Annotated in this window: 17 protein-coding genes; 6 read left to right on the top strand and 11 right to left on the bottom strand. The window is 68.5% G+C overall.

Annotated features, from left to right (window positions below; all coding sequences use genetic code 11):
• Positions 1-143: 143 nt before the first annotated feature.
• From ACWDTP_RS28570 to glf, 6 genes are all read right to left on the bottom strand, one after another.
• A complete protein-coding gene (locus tag ACWDTP_RS28570; protein WP_450026115.1) occupies positions 144-1,151 on the bottom strand; it encodes an esterase family protein in 1,008 nt (335 codons plus the stop codon).
• Between the two features lie 217 nt (positions 1,152-1,368).
• Positions 1,369-3,414: a flagellar motor control protein ZomB gene (gene zomB, locus ACWDTP_RS28565; RefSeq protein WP_450026113.1), complete on the bottom strand. Its 2,046-nt coding sequence runs from the start codon at positions 3,412-3,414 to the stop codon at positions 1,369-1,371.
• Entirely contained in the window at positions 3,392-4,309 is a 918-nt protein-coding gene (locus tag ACWDTP_RS28560; RefSeq protein WP_450026111.1) for a decaprenyl-phosphate phosphoribosyltransferase, read from the bottom strand. Before ACWDTP_RS28560 ends, zomB begins: the two co-directional genes overlap by 23 nt.
• A complete protein-coding gene (locus ACWDTP_RS28555; protein ID WP_450026109.1) occupies positions 4,309-4,860 on the bottom strand; it encodes a phosphatase PAP2 family protein in 552 nt (183 codons plus the stop codon). Before ACWDTP_RS28555 ends, ACWDTP_RS28560 begins: the two co-directional genes overlap by 1 nt.
• A 1-nt stretch (position 4,861) precedes the next feature.
• Complete coding sequence (locus ACWDTP_RS28550) at positions 4,862-6,799, bottom strand: glycosyltransferase (RefSeq protein ID WP_450026107.1); 1,938 nt, start codon at positions 6,797-6,799, stop codon at positions 4,862-4,864.
• A gap of 14 nt (positions 6,800-6,813) precedes the next feature.
• Complete coding sequence (gene glf, locus ACWDTP_RS28545) at positions 6,814-8,046, bottom strand: UDP-galactopyranose mutase (RefSeq protein WP_450026105.1); 1,233 nt, start codon at positions 8,044-8,046, stop codon at positions 6,814-6,816.
• A gap of 228 nt (positions 8,047-8,274) precedes the next feature.
• On the opposite strand from glf, the gene ACWDTP_RS28540 reads away from it, so the two are divergent.
• The gene (locus ACWDTP_RS28540; protein ID WP_450026103.1) at positions 8,275-9,237 is read left to right on the top strand and encodes a hypothetical protein; all 963 of its coding nucleotides are present in this window, start codon (positions 8,275-8,277) and stop codon (positions 9,235-9,237) included.
• A gap of 149 nt (positions 9,238-9,386) precedes the next feature.
• Positions 9,387-10,994, top strand: coding sequence for an N-acetylmuramoyl-L-alanine amidase (locus tag ACWDTP_RS28535; RefSeq protein WP_450026101.1), 1,608 nt, complete (start codon positions 9,387-9,389; stop codon positions 10,992-10,994).
• Positions 10,995-10,998: 4 nt separating this feature from the next.
• Here ACWDTP_RS28535 and ACWDTP_RS28530 read toward each other — a convergent pair whose 3' ends face one another.
• From ACWDTP_RS28530 to ACWDTP_RS28520, 3 genes are read right to left on the bottom strand one after another with little or no spacing between them, the layout of a single operon-like run.
• Positions 10,999-11,823, bottom strand: a complete 825-nt coding sequence (locus ACWDTP_RS28530) for an HAD family hydrolase (RefSeq protein ID WP_450026099.1) — start codon at positions 11,821-11,823, stop codon at positions 10,999-11,001.
• On the bottom strand, positions 11,820-12,572 hold the full coding sequence (locus ACWDTP_RS28525; protein WP_450026097.1) for a lysophospholipid acyltransferase family protein: 753 nt from the start codon (positions 12,570-12,572) through the stop codon (positions 11,820-11,822). Before ACWDTP_RS28525 ends, ACWDTP_RS28530 begins: the two co-directional genes overlap by 4 nt.
• A 7-nt stretch (positions 12,573-12,579) precedes the next feature.
• Positions 12,580-13,365, bottom strand: coding sequence for a lysophospholipid acyltransferase family protein (locus ACWDTP_RS28520; RefSeq protein ID WP_450026095.1), 786 nt, complete (start codon positions 13,363-13,365; stop codon positions 12,580-12,582).
• Positions 13,366-13,456: 91 nt separating this feature from the next.
• Here ACWDTP_RS28520 and ACWDTP_RS28515 point away from each other — a divergent pair, with 91 nt between their 5' ends.
• Both ACWDTP_RS28515 and ACWDTP_RS28510 read left to right on the top strand, forming a co-directional pair.
• Positions 13,457-15,013: a Rieske 2Fe-2S domain-containing protein gene (locus tag ACWDTP_RS28515; RefSeq protein ID WP_450026093.1), complete on the top strand. Its 1,557-nt coding sequence runs from the start codon at positions 13,457-13,459 to the stop codon at positions 15,011-15,013.
• Positions 15,010-15,345 carry a hypothetical protein gene (locus tag ACWDTP_RS28510; RefSeq protein WP_450026091.1) on the top strand — a complete coding sequence of 112 codons (336 nt, stop codon included), beginning with the start codon at positions 15,010-15,012 and terminating at the stop codon, positions 15,343-15,345. Before ACWDTP_RS28515 ends, ACWDTP_RS28510 begins: the two co-directional genes overlap by 4 nt.
• Here ACWDTP_RS28510 and ACWDTP_RS28505 read toward each other — a convergent pair.
• Positions 15,342-16,166 carry a DUF5718 family protein gene (locus tag ACWDTP_RS28505; RefSeq protein WP_450026089.1) on the bottom strand — a complete coding sequence of 275 codons (825 nt, stop codon included), beginning with the start codon at positions 16,164-16,166 and terminating at the stop codon, positions 15,342-15,344. The genes ACWDTP_RS28510 and ACWDTP_RS28505 overlap by 4 nt on opposite strands.
• Positions 16,163-17,416, bottom strand: coding sequence for a serine--tRNA ligase (gene serS, locus ACWDTP_RS28500; protein ID WP_450026087.1), 1,254 nt, complete (start codon positions 17,414-17,416; stop codon positions 16,163-16,165). The genes ACWDTP_RS28505 and serS overlap by 4 nt, the downstream gene beginning before the upstream one ends.
• Before the next feature lie 132 nt (positions 17,417-17,548).
• Between serS and ACWDTP_RS28495 the strand changes: the two genes are divergently transcribed.
• Positions 17,549-18,997, top strand: coding sequence for a septum formation family protein (locus ACWDTP_RS28495; protein ID WP_450026085.1), 1,449 nt, complete (start codon positions 17,549-17,551; stop codon positions 18,995-18,997).
• A 3-nt stretch (positions 18,998-19,000) separates the two neighbouring features.
• Complete coding sequence (locus ACWDTP_RS28490) at positions 19,001-19,351, top strand: metallopeptidase family protein (protein WP_450026083.1); 351 nt, start codon at positions 19,001-19,003, stop codon at positions 19,349-19,351.
• Positions 19,352-19,402: the final 51 nt, after the last annotated feature.

The raw sequence follows: 19,402 nt of genomic DNA, 5'->3' as shown, positions 1-19,402 counted from the left end.
GCCGGCTCCCCGTCTCGGGGGGGCCGCTCGTGTTGTTGTTCACCAACTCGCCTTCGCCCCCGGCCCCCAACCCGACCGACGGCGGCTAGCCGTGGACGCGCCGCCGTCCGGCCGATTCGGTTGGGTCGCTACCCGCCGTCTGTTCAGGCGGTCGGGGTCGCGCCGAGCACCCGCTGCAGGTCAGGCTTCATGGCCTGCAGCTGCTGGCCCCAGTAGGCCCAGTTGTGCGTACCGCTCTCCGGGAAGTTGAACACCGCGTTCTTGCCGCCCGCGGCGATGTACTTCTCCTGGAACGTCGAGTTGGTCCGGCAGACGAAGCCCTCCAGGAACTTCGCCGGCACATCGGTGCCGCCGAGCTCGCCCGGCTTGCCGTTACCGCAGTACACCCAGATGCGGGTGCCGTTGGCGGCGATCGTGCCGACGTTCTCGGTGGGGTCGTTGGCCTTCCAGGCGTTGCCCGGATCGCCCGTCTTGCCCCACATGTCATCGGCCTTGTAACCGCCGGCGTCACCCATCGAGACGTTGATCAGCATCGGCCACCAGCCCTCGGAAGGGTTCAACGTGCCCGACAGCGAGGCCGCGTAGACGAACTGCTGCGGGTGGCGGGCCGCCAGCATCAGAGCCGACGAACCGGCCATCGACAGACCGACCACGGCGGTGCCGTCGGCCTTGACGTCGCGGTTGGCCGCCAGCCACGCCGGCAGCTCCTGGGTCAGGAAGGTCTCCCACTTGTAGGTCTTGCAGCCGCCGTCCTTGCTGCCGCAGGCCGGCTTGTACCAGTCGCTGTAGAAGCTGGACTGGCCGCCGACGGGCATCACGACCGAAAGGCCGGAGTTCAGGAACCACTCGAACGTCGGCAGCTCGATGTCCCAGCCGCTCTGGTCCTCGCGAGCGCGCATACCGTCGAGCAGATAAACCGCGGGTGAACCCGGTCCACCGCTCTGGAATTCCACCTTGATGTCGCGGCCCATCCCGGCCGAAGGAACCTCCAGATACTCAACCGGCAAGCCGGGCCGAGACCAGGCTCCAGCGATCGCCGAGCCGCCCACGACGCCTACCAGGCCAGGCAGCACGGCCGCTACCGCGGCCGCAACCGTCAGCCGGCGCGACAGACCTGCCGCTGCGCCGCGCATCTTCCCAACGAACTTCATTCCGCTCCCTATCGATCTCTGTTCTGACATGGTTCACAAGCCGATTCACCCCGACCACTCGGCTCACGTGCCCGTGTAGTCAACCACACGCGCCCGCGACATCTCTTATCAGCAGTTGTCCTCCCTGGTCGCCGCACGGCAGGCCGTTCGGCGCGTTCCACCTGGGCAGGTGGTCGTCTACCTATCGACGCGAAGCGGCCCCGCGTTACCCGGATCACTACGGGCCGGTCGCCGGCAAACCGGTGTACGGCGGCGCGATCGGCGGCGGGACTTCCAGTCCGCACCTGTGCAATTCGTACAGCGGCACCCGATCGATGCGGTATTTGGTGAACTCGTAGGCGTGGAGCAGGTTGGACACGAACCGGCGCGGTCCCAGTTCGCCGCGCACCGAGTTGAGCATCGCATCGGTGCGCGGGCAGGTCAGGGCGGCCCCGGCCTGCGCGATCCACTCCTCGTCCAGGTAGGGCGGGACGTAGGGGTGCTCCTTGAGGAAGGGGCCTTCGGCGACCGCCCAGTCCGGGAACAGGTTCTTGTCGTGCCCGATCCGGCCGTCGGCCAGTCGCTGGGTGTGCATGGCGACCGGGTTCACCAGACCGATCTGGTCGATGACCCGAACGTCGAGCCCGACGTTCATCCCGAGCATGCCCATATTGGTGAAGAAGACCGTGTGCGGCGCCTTGTAGTGCTTTCGCACCTCGGGTGGCACGTCGGGCGGCAAAGGTATGGCGGGCACCACATCCCACACGTCGTAGTTACCCGACGGGAGCAGCAGCGCACCGTCGGGGGTGTTCTCGATGGCCGTCAGCACCGCGCGCATCCTCGGATAGTCCAGATAGTCGGCGGCGGTCGTGGGGTGCGCGTGCCCGGTGGCCTGCGAGTAGAAGCGCCGCTCGTCGACGATCCCGGAGTAGGTCACCCGGGTGGCGTCCGGGCCCATCCCAGCCGAGTTCGCCGCCCAGACCGACCAACCCGCCACCGCGGCCCACAGCACGGTGGTCGCCGCGGCCAGCAGGTAGCCGGTCTCCCTGGAGAGCCTCGTCCCGTCGGGCAGCACCAGCGGGATGACCGCCACTGGGGCCAGCATGCAGAACAGCGGGGTCAGCAGCACCCGGCCGTGCATGAAATCGCCGCCCTGGCGCACCCAGTACACCGCCTGCAACAGACCGCTGACCACCATGAAAACCACTACGGCAGCGGGGCTTTGGACGGTCCGCGACAGCCAGCCGTAGCCCCTGGGAGCCTGACGACGCACCCACCAGGGCCGAGTGCGGGTGGCCAGCAGCACCACCCCCAGCACGGCCATCAGCACCGCGGGAACCCAGAGCAGATACGGCCGATTGAAGTTGGCCAGATAGACGAACCCCTGCGACCATTTCGAGCCGGAGGCGTCCTTGGCGACGGCCGTGCCGGGGACCAGCAGGCCGTAGTAACCCATCCGGAAGATCTGATAGGACACCGGAATCAGCCCGCCCGCAACGATGATCAGCACCCGGCGCCGCCAGCCGTGCGCCGCCACCAGCATCATGATGAGCGCGCCCCCGCCGATCAGTGCCAGCTCGGGCCGGATCAGCACGCTCATCCCCGCGACGAAGGCGAGTGCGGCCGAGAAGGACCGGCCGGGGATGTTGCGCGGCGCATCGGCCGCGGGCCGGGCCACCGGCGTCGCGGGAGAGCTCCGCAGCGCCTGCGACCAACACACCAGCATCCACCACAGCAGGCCCAGATAGGCGAGCACCAAACCGTTTTCCAGCCCGGAGGTGGCGAAGTCCCTGGCCGGCGGGATGGCGATGTAGACCAGCACGCCCGCCGGCAGCAGCAGTGCGCGCCGCCCCTGCAGGCTGGGCGCGTAGAGCCGGCCGGTGCCCAGCATCACCAGGGCCACCCCGATCAGGCTGAGCACGAACGCCAGGTAGAGCGCCACGAACTCCAACCGCACCGGTCCGCCGACCCAGGCCACGAACGTCACCAGATAGGTCCACACGGTGGAGGTGTTGGCCTCGACACGCTCGCCGATGTTGAACACGGGGCCGTTGCCCGCCAACAGGTTGCGCACCGTCCGCAACACGATCAGGCCGTCGTCGGCGATCCAGCGCCGCTGCCAGGCCCCCCAGCCGAACAGCCCGGTCACCACCAGGACCGACACCCAGAGGCTGATCCGGACCGAGAGGTCGTAGGGGAAGGCCGGCCAGCGGGCCAGCCGATCACCCGCGCCGGCCGCGATGCGGCGCCAGTTCGGCCGGTCAGCTGAAGTAGATGGCCGCACCGATGGTTCCGATCCACGCCACGGCAAGCAGCTGCAGCACACGGTCCCTCAGCGCGATGTCTTCGGGTTCTCCGGCTATGCCGCCATCGACGTCGACCGCGTACCGCAGAATCGCGATGGTGAACGGGATCATCGAAACCGCGAACCACGAGGACCCACCGACCCGGTCCCGTTCGAAGGCCCACAACCCGTAACACACGACGACCGCGGTGGCCGACAACGTCCAGACGAAGCGCAGATAACTGCTGGTGTAGCTCTCCAGCGACTTGCGGATCTTGGCCCCGGTACGTTCGGCCAGCTGCAGTTCGGCGTACCGCTTACCGGCCACCATGAACAGCGAGCCGAAGGCCATCATCAGCAGGAACCATTGCGACAGCGGGATATCGGCGGCCGCGCCACCCGCGATCGCGCGAATCAGATAGGCCGAGGACACGATGCAGATGTCCAGGACCGGTTGATGTTTCAGGCCGAAGCAGTAGGCCAGCTGGATGGCCAGATAGACCACGATCACCAGGGCCAGGTTCGGGGTCAGCAGCCACGCGCCGACCAGCGCGACCGTCGCCAGCGTCACGGCAAGGACGTAGGCCAGCGATTGCGGCACCACGCCTGCCGCGATCGGCCGGAAGCGTTTGGTCGGGTGGGCCCGGTCGGCCTCGACGTCGCGAGCGTCGTTGATCAGGTAGATCGAGGACGCGGCCAGGGAGAACATCACGAAGGCGACCGAGACCTTGAGCGCGAGGGCACCGAGTTCGTATTCGACCCCTCCGCCCAGCGCTGCCAGCGGCGCAACCAACACCAGCAGGTTCTTGACCCACTGCCGCGGTCGCAACGCCTTGACGAGGCCGACCGCGAGGTTCTTCGGCGGACCGACCGCCGGCTGCGCTTCCTCGCTCATTACCGTTCGTTCTCCTTCGGCGCCACACCGACAGGGGCGGACTCTCGCCCGACCGTTCTCCCGACCGCATTTCCTACCAGGGCACCGACGGCGACGCCGGTGAGCACATCACTGGGATAATGCACGCCGAGGACCAACCGCGACAACGCCATCGGCGGCACCAGTACCGCAGGCAACGGTAGACCGGTGGTCCTGGCCAGCAGCACGGCGGCCGCCGTGGTCGAGGTGGCGTGCGCCGACGGGAAGCTCAGCCGGCTCGGGGTGCCGACGTTGACCGCGATGTCGGGGTGGTGTGGCCGCTCCCGGCGCACCACCCGCTTGATCAGCACGGCCGCGGCGTGCGCCAGGAACGCACCGGCGCCGACCGCGACCCAGGACCGGCGCCGGGCCGGCTGGGCCAGCGCACCGGCCGCGGCGACGGCCACCCAGCCCGCGGAGTGCTCACCGAAGTGCGACAGTGTGCGCGCGGCGGCCAGCACACCGGGCCGGCCGGCCAGCGCCGTTTGCACGGCGACCAGAACGGCGTCCTCGCCGCGTGGGGCATCCGACATCTCAGGCCTTCTGCGCCGGTTCGTCCAGCAGCACCGTCTCCCACTTCTGGGTGCTGGACAGCACCGGCAGCGCATCCCGGTAGACCTTGCGCATCCGGTCGAACTGGCGGGCCAGCTTCGCCTGCAGCCGAAGCGATTCCCGGAACAGCGCGAACATCTTCGCCCGGTCCCGCTGACGGTAAACCACACCGCGGCCGTCCGCGGTGGTGACGGTGACCCCGTCGACCATGCACAGCGAGAACCAGCGGGCGTCCTGGGTGGCCACGTTGATCTGCGGCCGGACATGGGTCTCCGGATCGTGCGGCCGCAACTGGTTGACGACACCACGGGCCAGCCGGAACACGATGGCGGGCTTGGACACCGGGATCCGGACCTTCTTGCGCTTGATGTCCGACGCCGCGGGCAGCGCCGTCGCCCCGGGGAGCACGACGGCGTCGGGGAACTCCTGGCGCATCTTGCGCACATCCGGCAGCGCCGATTCCAGCATGGAGAAGATGTGCTCGGGCCCGCCGAGGAAGTCACGCATGGCCTTGTTCTGGATCGCCACCGTCGAATACTCAAGGCACAAAAGATGTTTCGCCGTGGCCTTGAAATGGCTGGCCAGCAGGCCACGGATGTCGCCGTCCCAGTGCAGCGCCGCCACCACCAGCCGGTTGCGCAGGTGGAAGTAGGCCTGCCAGTCGATCGCGTCGTCCTTGTCGCTCCAGGCCATATGCCAGATCGCCGCACCGGGCAGGGTGACCGTGCGGTATCCGTGCTCACCGGCGCGCAGGCCGTATTCGCAGTCGTCCCACTTGATGAACAGCGGCAACGGCTGGCCCAACTCCTCGGCGACCTGCCGGGGGATCATGCACATCCACCAGCCGTTGAAGTCGACGTCGATGCGCCGGTGCAGCAGCGTGCTGCGGTAGTGGTCGACATTGTCGAGCGCGAACTTGGCGAAATCGTGGTCGTATTCGGCATTGGGCGCCGCCGACCACATGAAGTTCGACCGGTCCACCATCTCGCCCATGATGTGCAGGTGTGACGGCTCCTGCAGGTTGAGCATCTGGCCGCCGACCAGCGTCGGCTCCTTGGCGAACCGGTTCATCGCCAGGGCCCGCAGGATGGAATCCGGCTCGATCCGGATGTCGTCGTCCATGAACAGGATCTGCTCACAGTCGGTGTTCTTCAGCGCCTCGTACATCACCCGGCTGTACCCACCGGAGCCACCAAGGTTGGGCTGGTTGTGGATCGACAGCCGGTCGCCGAGTCCCGCCGCGGCCGCATCGAATCCGGGATGGTCCTTGGCCTTGCTGGTGCCCTGGTCGGACACGATGACCGCGCTGATCACCTCGTCCACCAACGGATCCGAGGTCAGGGCGGCAAGGGCGTTGACGCAGTCGGACGGCCGGTTGAAGGTGGGGATGCCGACGGCCACATTGGCCCGGCCCGGCGCGGGTGTCGGGGCGTACCAGCCGGCGCTGTGCACCCGGGTGGCGCTGTCGGTGGTGATGTCGAACCAGATCCAGCCGCCGTCCTCGAACGGGGCCACGTCGATCTCGAACTCGACGTGCGCAGGTTCGTTCGAATCGCCACTCGATACCGGCGCCCCGCCGACCGTGATGCGCGCACCGGTGGCCTTGGACCGGTACACGTCGACGCGTGCGGTGCCGGTGAGCTCGACCCGCAGCACCACCGATTCCAGCGTCGACCAGCGCCGCCAGTAGCTGGCCGGGAACGCGTTGAAGTAGGTGGCGAACGAGATCCCGGACTCGGCGCCGATCTCCAGCGTGGTGCGTGTCGGGGCATGGGCCCGGCGGGCGTTCGTCGGGTCTTCGACGAGATAGAGCTTGCGGACGTCCAGCGGCTCACCCGGTCGCGGCAGAATCACCCGGGCCAGCAGACTGACGGCCCTGGATTCCCCGGCATCCAGTGCGCCGGAAGGGATGTCACTCATGCGTTGCTGCTTCCTTAATCGGTCTCGAGGTCGGTCACCAACGGCGCACCGTCGGACAGGTGTGGCGCCAGGGTGTTGTCGTACATATTCAGGGCGCTGGCGATCGCCATGTGCATGTCGAGGTACTTGTAGGTGCCGAGGCGTCCCCCGAACAACACCTTGGCCGAGGCGGTTTCGGTCTTCGCCAACTCCCGGTAGGCCTCGAGCGTGGCGCGGTCGTCGGGGGTGTTGATCGGGTAGTACGGCTCGTCGTCGTCCTTGGCGAACCGCCCGAACTCGCGCATGATCACCGTCTTGTCCGTCGGGTAGGACCGTTCCGGGTGGAAGTGCCGGAACTCGTGGATGCGGGTGTACGGCACGTCGGCGTCGTTGTAGTTCATCACCGGGGTGCCCTGGAAATCGCCGGTGTCGAGCACCTCGAGCTCGAAGTCCAGGGTGCGCCAGCCCAGCCTGCCCTCGGCGTAGTCGAAGTACCGGTCGAGCGGGCCGGTGTAGACCACCGGGGCGTCGGGGTTCTGCGCCCGCAGGGCGTCGCGCACCTCGAACCAGTCGGTGTCCAGGCGCACCTCGATGCGGTCGTCGGCGGCCATGTTCTGCAGCCAGGCGGTGTAGCCGTCGACCGGGAGGCCCTCGTAGGTGTCGTTGAAGTAGCGGTTGTCGAAGGTGTAGCGCACCGGTAGCCGGGTGATGTTGCCCGCAGGCAGGTCCTTGGGGTCGGTCTCCCACTGCTTGGCGGTGTAGTGCTTCATGAAGGCCTCGTAGAGCGGGCGGCCGATCAGCGAGATCGCCTTCTCCTCGAAGTTCTTGGCCTCCTTGGTGTCGAACTCGGCGGCCTGCTCGGCGATCAGGGCCCTGGCCTGGTCCGGGGTGAAGTACCTGCCGAAGAACTGCGACACCAGACCCAGTCCCATCGGGAACTGATAGGCCTGCCCGTCATGCATCGCGAAGACCCGGTGCTGATAGCCGGTGAAGTCGGTGAACTGCCGCACGTAGTCCCAGACCCGTTTGTTGGAGGTGTGGAACAGGTGCGCACCGTACTTGTGCACCTCGATGCCGGTCTGCGGTTCGGCTTCGGAGTAGGCGTTGCCGCCGATGTGCGGGCGGCGTTCGATAACAAGGACACGTTTGTCGAGTTGGGTCGCCACACGCTCGGCGATCGTCAGACCGAAGAATCCGGAGCCGACGACGAACAAGTCGAAATGACCGGTGCGCTCGGGCGTAGCGCCCCGCGGGGATAAGGACGTCATCGGCAGCCAGGGTATCCGACCACCCCGCCCGGCCCGAATCCCCTAGCGACCTCAGGTCGCGATTCGCTCACAATTCAATATCGTCACTCTAGACCCATTAGTCACAGCAGTACCATCAATCACGTGGGCGTTCACGGGCTTCGCACGATCCGTCCGTAGCCGCTGACGCGCAATAAGGAGCGCACCAACCTGCAGTCCGATTGCAGTCCAGACATTGAGGAGACTTCCGTGCCGAACCGACGTCGACGCAAGGCCTCGACAGCCATGAGCGCAGTCGCCGCTGTGGCAGTCGCAAGTCCAGTCGCATTGCTAGCCGTGACCCAGCATTCCGCTGCACCGCAGCATCGTGAGTTCACCCAGGCGGCCCTGGTCACCGACCTTCCCGGTGAGCTGATGGGGGCGCTCTCGCAGGGCCTTTCCCAGTTCGGCATCAACCTGCCGCCGATGCCGACCGGGATGCTCAACGGTACGGGCGCCACACCGTCGCTCGCATCGCCCAGCCTGACCACGCCCGGCCTGGGCTCGCCGGGGCTCACCTCACCGGGGCTCACCTCGCCCGGCCTGACCTCACCCGGTCTGACCTCGCCCGGTCTGACCTCGCCCGGCCTCACCACACCGGGCGCCGCCGCGCCGGGTGCGACTACGCCGGATGCGGCCACGCCCGGCCTGACCAGCCCGGACGGCCTCACGACGCCGAGCCTTACCGCCCCGGAGGGGACGGCACCCGGGACCGCGGCACCGACCGATACCGGCCTGACCAATCCGGCGCTCACCAATCCGGCGCTCACCCCCGGCGGGACCAGCCCGGGTCTGGGCAGCCCGGATCTCGGCGGGGCCGGGTTGACCACACCGTCCCTCGGCGCGACAGATCCGTCCCTGATGCCGATCTCCAACGGCGCCGGCCTGCCGGCTCCCGGCGAGGTGCCGATCTCGGCTCCGCTCGGCGGGGACCCCAGCCTGGGTGGGACCTACCCGATCCTGGGCGATCCTTCGCTGGGCGGCGGCATGCCCGCGGCCGGCGGCGGTGGTGGCGGCGGCCTGTTCGGCGACCTGTCCAGCGCGGCCAACCAGTTGGGCGCGGGCCAGGCCATCGACCTGCTCAAGGGCATGGTGATGCCGGCGGTCACCTCGGCGATGAAGTCGGGCGTGCCGGCCGCGCCGGTCCCGGCACCCGCACCGCCCGCCCCGTAGAAACACCTCTCACGAAACGGCACCGCAGAAGCCATCGTGCTCTGCGGTGCCGTTGTGTGAGGGCGGCGGGTGAAGCCGCCGGCCAAAAGACCGCGGCGCGCCGTGTGTCGAATCATTCGTAACAGAGGACCCATACGTAACATCAGTCCGTGCAGTCCCGTCGCCACGTGCCGTCGATTCTCTTCACCGCCCTTGCGGCGACGGTCGTGATCCTGCCGTGGGCGCTCGCGGGAACACCCGGTAGCGACGACGCACAGGCCGTGGACACCGCACCGGCCCTCGCCGAACAACCCCTGGCCAACCTGACCGGCGGCGAAAGCGTCCGCGAGGTCCATCAGGACACCCCGTTCTCGATGGTGGCGCTCACCGCGCAGGACCTCCGCGGCACCTCGGCGCGGGTGCGGGCCCGCAAGGACGACGGATCCTGGGGCCCCTGGTATCAGGCCGAGACCCTCGACGGTGTCGGCGCCGACGGTCAGGGGCAGCGTGGCACCGAACCCATCTTCGTCGGCCGCACCGACACCGTGCAGATCGCCGTGACCCGCCCCGCCGGAGCCGCCCCCACCCCGGCGGGTCCGCCCGCCGCCCAGGGGCCCGGGCTCGGCTACCGGCCTGCCACCGTCGCGCAGCCGTTCGGGCAGAACATCACCGCGGTGCTGATCACGCCGCCCAAAGCCCCCGTCGACGTCGGGCCACTGCCGGCCGCGGTGTCCGCACCCGGCGTTCCGCCCAACATCATCAACCGCGCGCAATGGGGCGCCGATGAGTCGATGCGTTGCGGAAACACGGTCTACGACAAGGGAATACGCGCCGGCATCGTGCACCACACGGCCGGCAGCAACGACTACGCGCCCGAGGACTCGGCGGGCATCGTGCGGTCGATCTACGAGTACCACACCCGCACGCTCGGCTGGTGCGACATCGCCTACAACGCCATGGTCGACAAGTACGGGCAGGTCTTCGAAGGCCGCGCAGGCGGAATCGACAAGCCCGTCGAGGGTTCGCACACCGGTGGATTCAACCGGGACACCTGGGGGGTGGCGATGATGGGCGACTTCGACGTCGTGCCGCCGACCCCGATCCAGTTGCGCACCACCGGTCGTCTGCTGGGCTGGCGGCTCGGTCTCGACCACATCGACCCCCACGGCACCACGGTGCTCACCTCGGCGGGCGGATCGTTCACCCACTTCCCCCGCGGCGCCACCCCCACCCTGCCGACCATCTTCACCCACCGCGACGTCGGCATCACCGACTGCCCGGGCAACGCCGCGTATGCCCAGATGGGCGCGCTGCGCGATATCGCCGCCAGGTTCAACCGGCCGCCCGGCCCCGAGGATCTGGCCGAGCAGATGCGGGGCGGAGCCATCTTCGCCCGCTGGCAGGCCACGGGCGGGCCCGGCGGGACGCTCGGAAACCCCACCTCCCCCGAGGCCGCGGCCCAGGGCGGCGCCCGGTACGCGACCTTCGAGCGGGGCGCGGTGTACTGGTCCCCGGCCAGCGGCGCCGAACCCGTCACCGGGTCCATCTACGAGGCATGGGGTGCACTGGGATTCGAACGCGGTGCGCTCGGGCTGCCCACCAGCGCCGAGATCGCCGAACCCCAGTGGATCGTGCAGAACTTCCAGCACGGCACGCTGAACTTCGACCGCGAGAAAGGCACCGTGACCCGGGTCATCGACGGCGTGCCCCTCGAACTGCCGCCGCCGTCACCCGACGATCAGCCGGTGCAGCTGGAGCGGTTCACCCCGATCACCTGAGCGCTCAGGACCACCAGCGTTCGAGCACCCGGGCCACCCCGTCCTCGCGATTGGTCACGGTCACCTCGTCGGCCGCGGCCACCGCCTCGGGATGCGCGTTGCCCATCGCCACCCCCCGGCCGGCCCAGGCCAGCATCGGGACGTCATTGGGCATATCGCCGAACGCGACCACATCGGTGGCGGTCAGCCCCAGCGGGCCGACCAACCGCGCCACCCCGGTGGCCTTGCTGATCCCGACCGGCATCACCTCGATCAGACCGTTATCGGTCGAATACGTGATATCGCCATGCGGCCCGATGTGTTCGGCCAGCACCGCGGCCAGGTCGGCGCTGCGCGCCCCGGCCTTGCGGATGAGCAGCTTGACCGCGGGCGCGCTCAGCAGGTCCTCGACCGACACCTCGGTGTTGTCCGGATTGAGCCAGGCGTGCTCGTAACCGGGCGAGCTGACGAACTGTGGCGTCGCGGCATCGTGCGCCGAACGGCCCACCCGCTCCACCGCGAGCCCCGCACCAGGGACCACCCGGGTGGCGATCTCGGCCAACTCACCCAGCACGTCGGGCGGCAGCGTCTCGGCCGAGACGATGCGATCGGTGGCCGAATCGTAGATCACCGCGCCGTTGGCGCACACCGCCATCGGGGCCAGGCCGAGCCCGTCGACCACCGGCTGGATCCAGCGCGGCGGGCGCCCGGTGGCCAGGACGAACGTGGTCCCGGTCTCGACCGCGGCCCGCACCGCGGCGCGGGTGCGCGGCGTGACCTTCTCGTCCTCGTCGAGCAGGGTGCCGTCCACATCCGTGGCGATCAACCCCGGCGTCGTCGCCGGGGTCACCGATCGTTCCGTTCGGTGCGCCGGCGCGCCCGCTCGGCCAACTCGGCCTCGTCGAGCCGTTTGGCCTCCTGAAGCGTTGGGGCGCTGCCGCCGAGGCGGCGCGGCACCCAGTAGGCACCGGCCGGGGTGGGATACCCCCGCTGCACGCGATCCAGCAGCGCCGACATCGCGGCCCGCAACCGGGCATCGAGTTCGGCGACCGTACCGCTGGGCGGGATTGCCGCCCCGACCTCGACGGTCACCGGTATCTTCTTGCGCCCCAAGGCTCTCGGGTGGTCTTTGGTCCACATCCGGTGCGCACCCCAGACGATCAGCGGAACCATCGGCACCTCGGCTTCCAGCGCCATCCGCGCCGCACCGGTCTTGAACTCCTTGAGTTCGAAGCTGCGGCTGATCGTGGCCTCGGGGTAGACCCCGACGAGTTCACCGTCGCGCAGCGACTGCACCGCGGCCGCGTAGGCCCCCGCACCGGCCCGCCGGTCCACCGGGATGGTCCCGGTGTGCCGGATCAGGAAGGCGACAACCTTCACCTGCTCCATCTCGGCCTTGATCATGAAGCGCATCCGCCTGCCGCGTTCGGCCGCGGCCAGACCGGCGGGCAGGAAATCCACGTAGCCGGTGTGGTTGATCGCGATCACCGCACCACCGGTCGCCGGCAGATTCTGCAGACCGCGGAACGAGATCCGGGTGCCGGTGGCCCGGACGGCGAGCCGGGCGGCCACCTCCAGACCGCGGAAAACCGGTTCCATCCGACAACTACCCCGGGGCCCCGGTCGGCTCCGGGGGACCCGGCCGCTGGGCCCGCCGGGCGGCCTTCTCGGCGGCTTCCTCGGCGTCCATCCGGTTGGCCTCGGCCAGCGACGGTGCGCCGCCGCCGAGCCGGTGCGGCACCCAGAACTCGCCGGGCGGGTGCGGACCGTAGGCGTCCTGCGCCCGTTCCAGCAGATGCTGCATGCGTGAATGCAGCAATGCGGTCAGCTCGTTCGCGGGCAGCGTCGGCGCGATCGGCTCGCCGACGGTCACCGAGATCGGCACCTTGGGCCGGTACAGGTTCTTCGGATGCCCCTTGGTCCAGATCCGCTGAGCCCCCCACACGATATGCGGGACGATCGGCACACCGGCCGCGATCGCCATCCGGGCCGCCCCCGACTTGAACTCTTTGATCTCGAAGCTGCGGCTGATCGTCGCTTCCGGGTACACCCCGACCAGTTCACCGGCCCGCAGGTAATCGCATGCGGCGTCGAACGAGGCGGCGCCGCTGTCCCGGTCCACCTCGATATGGCGCAGGCTGCGCATGATCGGCCCGGTGGCCTTGCTGTCGAAGACTTCCTTCTTCGCCATGAACCGCACCTTGCGGCCGCGCTTCTGCCGGTAGGCGGGCAGGCCGGCGAAGGTGAAGTCGAAGTAGCTGGTGTGGTTGATCGCCACCACCGCCCCACCCGTGACCGGGAGGTTCTCCACACCGGTCACGGTGAACTTCAGGCCCTGCAGCCGCCAGGCCAGGCGGGCGAGTTGAATGACAGTCCCGTACACCGGTTCCACGGCCCCAGCCTAGTGCCCGCCGGACTACAGCGGTCCGCCGGATTCGAGCTAGGCTGACCGGGCATTCCAGTTCTCCAACGAAAGGCTGTTCGTGCAGGTCACCAGCGTCGGGCACGCCGGCTTCCTGATCGAGACCAGGGCCGGGCGCATCCTGTGCGATCCGTGGGTCAACCCGGCCTACTTCGCATCGTGGTTCCCGTTCCCGGACAACAGCGGACTCGACTGGCCGGCTCTGGGCGACGTGGACTACCTCTACGTGTCCCATCTGCACAAGGATCACTTCGATCCGGAGAACCTGCGGCGGCACGTCAACAAGGACGCGGTGGTGCTGCTACCGGACTATCCGGTGCCCGATCTGCGGCGTGAGCTGGAGAAGCTGGGCTTTCACCGGTTCTTCGAGACCACCGACTCGGTCAAGCACACCGTGAGCGGGCCCAAGGGCGACCTCGACGTCATGATCATCGCGCTGCGGGCCCCGGCCGACGGGCCGATCGGCGACTCTGGGCTGGTGGTCGACGACGGTGAGACCGTCGCGTTCAACATGAACGATGCCCGCCCCGTCGATCTCGATGTGCTGCACGCCGACTTCGGCCAGGTCGACGTGCACATGCTGCAGTACTCCGGCGCGATCTGGTATCCGATGGTCTACGACATGCCGGCCCGGGCGAAGGAGGCGTTCGGCACCCAGAAGCGTCAGCGCCAGATGGACCGCTGCCGCCAGTACATCGCCCAGGTCGGGGCGACCTGGGTAGTGCCGTCGGCGGGGCCGCCGTGCTTCCTGGATCCCGACCTGCGCGACCTCAACGACGACCACGGCGATCCGGCCAACATCTTCCCGGACCAGATGGTGTTCCTAGACCAACTGCGCACCCACGACCACGACGGCGGGCTGCTGCTGATCCCGGGCAGCGTCGCGGATTTCGCCGGATCGACGCTGAACTCGCTGACCCATCCGGTCGAGGACCCCGAGACCATCTTCACCACCGGCAAGGCCGCCTACATCGAGGACTACGCGCAGCGGATGTCCCAGGTGCTGGCCGCCGAGAAGGCGCGGTGGGCGCCCGCGGCCGGTAAGCCGCTGCTGGAGCCGCTGCGGGCGGTGTTCGAGCCGATCATGATCCAGACCGACCAGATCTGCGACGGCATCGGCTATCCGGTGGAGCTGCGGCTGGCCGGCCGGGGCCATCAAGAAACCGTCGTGCTGGACTTCCCGAAACGTGTTGTTCGCGAACCCATCCCGAATGAGAAGTTCCGCTACGGTTTTGAGATCGCGCCCGAGCTGGTGCGCACCGTGCTGCGCGACGGCGAACCGGACTGGGTCAACACCATCTTCCTGTCCACCCGGTTCAGAGCATGGCGGGTCGGCGGCTACAACGAGTACCTGTACACGTTCTTCAAATGCCTGACCGACGAACGGATCGCCTACGCCGACGGCTGGTTCGCCGAAGCGCACGACGATTCGGCGTCGATCACCCTGGACGGGTGGGAGATCCAGCGTCGCTGCCCGCACCTCAAGGCCGACCTGTCGAAATTCGGCGTGGTCGAGGGTAAGACCCTCACCTGCAATCTGCACGGCTGGCAGTGGAACCTGGAGAACGGGAAGTGCCTGACCTCCAAGGGGCACGAGCTCAGGCGCACCGCATTGTGACCGCGCCACGCCAGTACTACGACGACGGCCTCGTGCAACTGGATCGCGAAGCGATCACGTTGCGCCGCTACCACTTTCCGTCCGGAACCGCCAAGGTCATCCCGCTCGCATCGATCAGGGACTACCACGCCACCCCGCTGGGACTGTGGATGCAGCGGTTCCGGTTGTGGGGCAGCACCGACCTGCGCCGGTGGCTGCCGCTGGACATGCACCGGCCGTTCCGGTCGACGCTGATCACCCTCGACGTGCCAGGCACCTATCCGAGGCCGGCGTTCACCCCGGCCGACCCCGAGGAGTTCGTGGCCCGCCTCGACGAACTGCTCGGCCGTTAGCCGCCCGAAACCACCTGCCGCAATTCGGATGCGGCGCTCGAGGCGCTGTCGTAGACCCGGACGATGGCCTCGTCGCCGGGCTTGAGAAAGGTGGAAGCGCCCAGCGGGGTGTAGCGGGTGGCGCCGATGCCGATCAGCACGTTCTCCGGATGGCCACTGGCCACCATCAGCGCGCCGACGTCCTCCAGTGGGGTGTCGGTGGAGCCCTTCTGGTTGGCCAGCCGTTCCACGATCCAGTCCAGCAGCACCTCGCCGTAATACGAGTAGCCGACCAGCGGGGAGTCGATGCCGTACGCGTGCTGCTGGCCACCGTCCTCACGCAGGTAACACACCAGCCGCATGGTGGCGGTGGGCCCGTCCGGGGTCAGGTCGCTGATATCGAAGAACTGGGGGGCAACACCTTTCGAGGCCGGACCCCAGTTCTTCTTGTAGCTGATCTTGGGCGCGCCCGGCCGCCGGATCGAGCAGTCGTTGAACGCGCCGAGGGCGAACGGCTCAAGCCGCACCACGGTGTCGCCGTTCCAGACCACCCGGCAGGCCACCCCGACCTCGGGTTCGATCTGCAAATTCAGCGGGCCCTCGAAGCTGGGGTCATCGGCGGTGTCGGGCAGCAGGATGCTGTCGCTGGACAACGGGAACTCGCCGAGGAAGTCGTCCCGCCCCGGCGCATACCACGGGAAGATTCCCTTGGGCGCATAGCCTTCCGTGACGACCTTGACGAAATCGCCTGCCTCTCCGGCCTGTTCGAGATGTCCGGCGAAGTTGCCCGCGACACCGAATCCGAACCAGTTCCGCACTTGCGCGAGGTCGATATCGATCATGGCTCAAGCACTTCCGTTCTGACGAAGGGAACAAGCGCGGCGGGGATGCGCACGCTTCCGTCGGGCTGCTGATGATTCTCCAGGATCGCGACCAGCCAGCGGGTGGTCGCCAGCGTCCCGTTCAGGGTCGCCGCGATCTGCGGCTTGCCATTCTCGTCACGGTAGCGGGTGGCCAGCCGACGCGCTTGGAACGTCGTGCAGTTCGACGTCGAGGTGAGCTCACGGTAGGCCTGCTGGGTGGGCACCCAGGCTTCGCAGTCGAACTTGCGGGCGGCCGAGGAACCCAGGTCGCCGGCCGCCACGTCGATCACCCGGTACGGCACCTCGATCGCGGCCAGCATCTCGCGCTGCCAGCCGAGCAGCCGCTGATGCTCGGCCTCGGCCTCGTCGGGTTTGCAGTAGACGAACCCTTCGACCTTGTCGAACTGGTGCACCCGGATGATGCCGCGGGTGTCCTTGCCGTAGCTGCCCGCCTCACGCCGGAAGCACGACGACCACCCGGCGTAGCGGCGCGGCCCGTCGGACAGGTCGATGATCTCGTCGGCGTGGTAGCCGGCCAGCGGCACCTCCGAGGTGCCGACCAGATACAGATCGTCGTCCTCCAGCCGGTACACCTCGTCGGCGTGCGCGCCGAGGAATCCGGTGCCCGCCATGACCTCGGGGCGCACCAGGACCGGCGGGATCACCAGGGTGAACCCGTTCGAGACGGCCAGCTGGGTGGCCAGCTGCAGCAGGCCCAGCTGCAGCAGGGCGCCCGCGCCGGTCAGGAAGTAGAACCGCGAACCCGAGACCTTGGCGCCGCGTTCCATATCGATCAGGCCGAGCGCTTCGCCGAGCTCGAGGTGGTCTTTCGGATCCTCGATGGCCCTGGGTTCGCCCACTGTGTCGAGCAGGGCGAAGTCCTGCTCACCGCCGGCGGGGACCCCGTCGATGATGACGTTGGCGATGGCCAGGTGCGCCGCGGTGAACGCCTTGTCGGCGTCGGTCTGGGCGACCTCGGCGGCCTTGACCTGATCGGCCAGCTCCTTGGCCCGCCGCAGCAGCGCGGGCCGCTCCTCGGGGGAGGCCTTGCCCACCTGCTTACTGGCGATCTTCTGTTCGGCCCGCAGGTTGTCGGCCGCCGACACCGCGGCCCTGCGGTCGGTATCGGCCTGCTGGAGCGCGTCGACGAGCGCCGGGTCCTCACCGCGGGAGCGTTGCGACGCACGGACGGTGTCGGGATTCTCGCGCAGCAGCCTGAGGTCGATCACGGGCGCAACACTACTTTTGGCCCGCTCGGGGCGGACATCCGAGTGGCCAACCCCACGTCGGAACGAGACAGGGCACAACCTCGCAAGGTTACAAGCGCATCAGTTGTCACAGCACCTGACACGCCTGTCACAATGGAGCGGATGTTGGAAGCACCCGAGCACCCAGACCAGCTTCCCGACCGGACCGGACCGGGTCCGAGCGAGGGACGCTGGTGGCAGAGCCTGCAGGCCGCGTCGACGCGGCGGGCGCTGCTGTTGACCGCGCTCGGGGGTTTGCTCATCGCGGGCCTGATCACGGCGCTGCCGCGCAGCGAGGGTGCCAACACCACGCTCAATGCCGGCGCGATCGCCCTCGGCCCACGCGGCAACGACACCTTCGACCACGTGAAGACCGGCGACTGCCTCAACTGGCCCGGCCGCAACCCCGACGCCGCGCACATCGTCGGCTGCGGGGACCCGCACCGCTTCGAGGTCGCCGAAGCGATCGACATGCGCACCTTCCCCGGCAGCGAATACGGCCCCAACGCCGCACCACCGACGGTGGACCGGATCAAGCAGATCAGCCAGGAGCAGTGCACACCCGCGCTGAAGTCCTACCTCGGCCCCAGGTTCGATCCGAACGGGAAATTCACCATCGGGCTGCTGTGGTCGGGTGAGAAGGCCTGGAAGCAGTTCGGCGAGCGCCGCATGCTGTGCGGGCTGCAGCTGCTCGGCCCGGGTGACACCCAGCTGGAGTTCAACGGCAAGGTCGCCGACATCGACCAGTCCAAGGTGTGGCCGCCGGGTACCTGCCTGGGTATCGACCCGGCCACCAACCAGCCCACCGACGTCCCGGTGGACTGCGCGGCGCCACACGCCATGGAGGTCACCGGCGCGGTGAACCTGGCCGAGAAGTTCCCCGGTCCGCTGCCGCCCGACGAGGAGCAGGACTCGTTCATCAAGGATTCCTGCACCAAGATGACCGACGCCTATCTGCAGCCGGTTCAACTGCGCGCCACGACGCTGGCCCTGAGCTACAGCACCGTCTCGCTGCCCAGCTGGTCGGCGGGCAGCCACCAGGTGTCGTGCAGCATCGGCGCGACCCTCGGCAACGGCGGCTGGTCGACGCTGGTCAATAGCGCCAAGGGCCCGCTGATGATCAACGGCCAACCCCCGGTCGCGCCGCCGGACATCCCCGAGGAACGGCTCAACCTGCCGCCGGTCCCGATGCCCGACACCTCGTCGGGTTCCTACTCGGACTCGTCGGACTCGTCGGACTCCTCCGGCTCGGGTTCGGGCTCGTCGGGGTCCTCGAACTCGGGATCGTCGAACTCCGGGTCCTCGAACTCGGGATCGTCGAGCTCTGATTCGTCGAACTCCGGGTCCTCGAACTCGGGGACGTCGAGCAACCAGCACATGCCGCAGTCGGCTTCCACGGCGTCCGAACCCGCCGCGCCCGCGTCCGATACGGCCAGTGCCCCGGCCCCGGAGCAGGCACCGCCGGCACCGGAACAGGCGCCCGCGCCGCCGGCCCCCGAACAGGCTCCCCCGCCTGCGGGGCCACCGCCCGCCGAGCCGGTCGTGCCGCCACCAGGGCCCTAGCCGATGGCTGTGCGGATGAGCCCGCAACGGTTCGAGGAGCTGGTCTCCGATGCGCTCGACCTGCTACCACCCGATCTGGCGGCCGCGATCGACAATGTGGTGATGCTGGTGGAGGACCGCAATCCCGATGAGCCCGGGATCCTCGGCCTCTATCACGGGGTCGCCCTGACCGAGCGGGACTCCTGGTATGCGGGCTCGTTACCGGACACCATCACGATCTACCGCGACGCGCTGCTCGACATCTGCGAGGACGAGGAGCAGGTGGTCGAGGAGGTGGCGATCACGGTGATCCACGAGATCGCCCACCATTTCGGGATCGACGACGAGCGCCTGCACCAACTGGGTTGGGGATGAGCGCTTGCGCGAAGACCAGACGATCGGGATGAGCGCTTGCGCGAAGACCAG

It is taken from the genome of Mycobacterium sp. NPDC003449, from assembly GCF_053588415.1.
This window is presented reverse-complemented; position numbering and strand designations above follow the sequence as displayed.